General features: G+C 34.2%; 3 protein-coding genes. All 3 read left to right on the top strand.

Annotated features, from left to right (window positions below; translation table 11 throughout):
* A partial coding sequence (locus Q0257_RS05055; protein WP_298022338.1) for a thiamine pyrophosphate-dependent enzyme occupies positions 1-1229 on the top strand: 1229 nt, incomplete at its 5' end.
* Position 1230: 1 nt separating this feature from the next.
* Positions 1231-1911 (top strand): hypothetical protein, encoded by a 681-nt coding sequence (locus tag Q0257_RS05050; protein WP_297922908.1) that lies wholly within the window; start codon positions 1231-1233, stop codon positions 1909-1911.
* Positions 1908-2696, top strand: coding sequence for an aldolase/citrate lyase family protein (locus Q0257_RS05045; RefSeq protein ID WP_298022334.1), 789 nt, complete (start codon positions 1908-1910; stop codon positions 2694-2696). Before Q0257_RS05050 ends, Q0257_RS05045 begins: the two co-directional genes overlap by 4 nt.
* Positions 2697-2786: the final 90 nt, after the last annotated feature.

Raw genomic sequence — 2786 nt, 5'->3', positions numbered from 1 at the left:
TTCCAGAAGAGCCAAAATTCGACACAAAAATCCCGCAGGTTCTAGATGCGTTAAAAGCTGCTAAACGCCCCGTTATCATTGTGGGTAACGGAGTGAGGTTAGCCAATGCAAAAGATGATTTTAGAGCCTTGATTGACGAGTTAAAAATCCCTGTTTTGACTGCTATTTCAGGAGTTGATTTAATAGAAACTTCAAATAAGTATTTTTTTGGTAGACCGGGAATTTTAGGTGAGAGGGCCGGGAATTTTGTAATTCAAAATAGCGATTTGGTAATAGTATTAGGTACAAGATTAAATCTTAGAATTTTGAGCTTTAATTGGGAATTTTTTGCGCGAGAAGCCAAAAAAATTATGATTGATATAGATGAAAACGAACTTAATAAAAAAACTTTTATTCCGGATATAAAAATTAAATCCGATGCAAAGGTTTTTATAAATGATCTTAGAGAAAAAGCTAGAGATTTAAATCTAGAAATTGGAGACTGGCTTAAATATTGTAATAGAATAAAAATGAAATATCCTGTTTTTGATAAGTCCGTATTGAAAGAGAAGAATTATGTCAGTTCATATTATTTTCCAAGATTACTTTCGGAGAAATTACCAAAAAATTCTCTCTTGCTTACCGGTAATGGCATAGCATATACATCAACATTTCAGAGCTATCCGGTACGAGCAGGTGATAGGCTTTTTGCAAATGTCGGATGTGCTTCTATGGGCTATGATTTGCCGGCACTAATTGGTGCATGCGTAGCAAATAATAAAAGACAAACTATATGCTTAACCGGTGATGGAAGCATTCAGATGAATATCCAGGAATTGCAAACTATTATTCATTATCGGCTTCCCGTTAAAATTTTTATGTATAACAACAATGGATACCTCTCTATACGCATAACTCAACATAATTATTTCAATAACAATTTTGTCGGTGAAAGTCCTATAAGTGGTGTAAGTATACCGGATATGAAGGCGCTCGCTAAAATTTATGGCTTTAAAGTATTTCAAATTAAAAATAACGATGATGCCAATGCAAAAATAGATGAAATTTTATCATGTGAGGGATCGGTGTTTTGCGAAGTGATGCTGCCGCCTAATGAAGCCATAGGGCCAAAAGTTGCATCTATGAAGCTTCGGGATGGGACTATGATATCAAAACCATTGGAAGATCTTGCTCCATTTTTACCTCGAGATGAATTTTATAAAAATATGATAGTAAAGCCTTTGGATTGATATGAGATTTTTATTTTTGGATTTTGACGGCGTCCTTTTTGATACTGTACGTGAAGCCTATGAGGTTTGTAGATCTACGCCAAGTTTTTTAAGGCAAAAATTTGATGAAAAGCAATATGCCGAATTTTTAAGATTTAGACCTCATGTGGGTCCGGCATGGAATTATTATTTCGTTATGACAGCTATAACTAATAACAATAAAGAGCTTTTAGCTTTTGATTATAACAATGAAGCAAAAAAATTTGAAAAAGACTTTTTTGAGACTCGTAAAAAGTTAAAAGCAAATAACTATGAAAATTGGTTGGCTTTGAATAGGCCATATCCGTTTTTATTGGAGCTATCAAATATGAAACTGAATCGGCAGACTTTTATTGTAACTACTAAAGATAGTAAAACTGTATTGGATTTAGCCAAAAGATTTAATATTCAATTTATAAATAACGATAATATATTGGGGGCAGATATATTTGCTAAATTTAATTCAAAAGCTAATATAATAAATTCAATTTTGAAAGATGGCGATAGCGGGATTTTTATAGATGATTCAGAAATGCATTTAAAAAAATGTGAGCACATAAAAGGACTTAAGTTATTACAGCCCGATTGGGGATATGTAGAGAGGAATAGTAAGTATATGGGCGATATTAAAATGATATTAAGCGTATTGGAGGAAGAGGTATGAATATAAATGAATTTGAGATGATAGACGTACTTAAAAGGCTTAAAAACGAATATGGCGTATTTGAGTTAAAGGCCGAGTTTGAAGCCGAGGGAAGTCGTATGGAGGAGATGATGCGTTTGCGAGATATTGCCAATCGAGCAGATTTGCCTATCATCTTAAAGATCGGTGGAGCTGAGGCGGTTACGGATATTTATAATGGTATCATTTTGGGCGTAGAGGGCCTTATTGCGCCTATGGTAGAAACCCCGTATGCTGTTTATAAATATCTAGGAGTTATAGAAAATTTGATAAATCCAGACAACCGAGATTATATAGATTTTGCTATAAATATCGAGACAAAAACTGCGGTAGAAAACATAGATGAAATTTTAAAATTAGAAAAAATTTCGCTACTAAGAAGCATTACATTCGGTAGAAGCGATTTTGCGCAGTCATGCGGTTTGGCTAAAAAAGATGTAGATAATGAGAAAATTTTAAATGCTGTTCAGCGAGTATCTCGCGCCGTAAAAGCGAAAGGTTTAAAATTTGCAATAGGCGGAAATATTACGGCTAAATCTATTGATTTTATCAAGACTCTAAAAGCAGAAAATTTAATAGACAAATATGAAACCCGCAAAGTAGTTTTTGCTATAGACTCTATTAATGCCAATCCGCGCGAAGGAATCAATACGGCACTAAAATTTGAACTGTTGTGGCTAAAGTCAAAAAGAAGATTTTATGCAAGGATAAAAGCTGAGGATGAACAGCGTATAGAAGACTTAGAAAAAAGGCTAAGTAGCAGATGAATCTATTCATCACGGGCGGTAGCGGTTTTATCGGGTCGCATCTAAAAAAGCGTCTTGCGCTAAATGGAAATTTTAACGTTTTCGCTCCAA

This window comes from uncultured Campylobacter sp., assembly GCF_938018035.1.
In the GTDB taxonomy this organism is placed as follows: domain Bacteria; phylum Campylobacterota; class Campylobacteria; order Campylobacterales; family Campylobacteraceae; genus Campylobacter_B.
This window is presented reverse-complemented; position numbering and strand designations above follow the sequence as displayed.

Bases quoted from the DNA above. Each gene is read 5' to 3' on its own strand.
- Q0257_RS05050 (WP_297922908.1), top strand. From the start codon at position 1,231: ATGAGATTTTTATTTTTGGATTTTGACGGCGTCCTTTTTGATACTGTA.
- Q0257_RS05045 (WP_298022334.1), top strand. From the start codon at position 1,908: ATGAATATAAATGAATTTGAGATGATAGACGTACTTAAAAGGCTTAAA.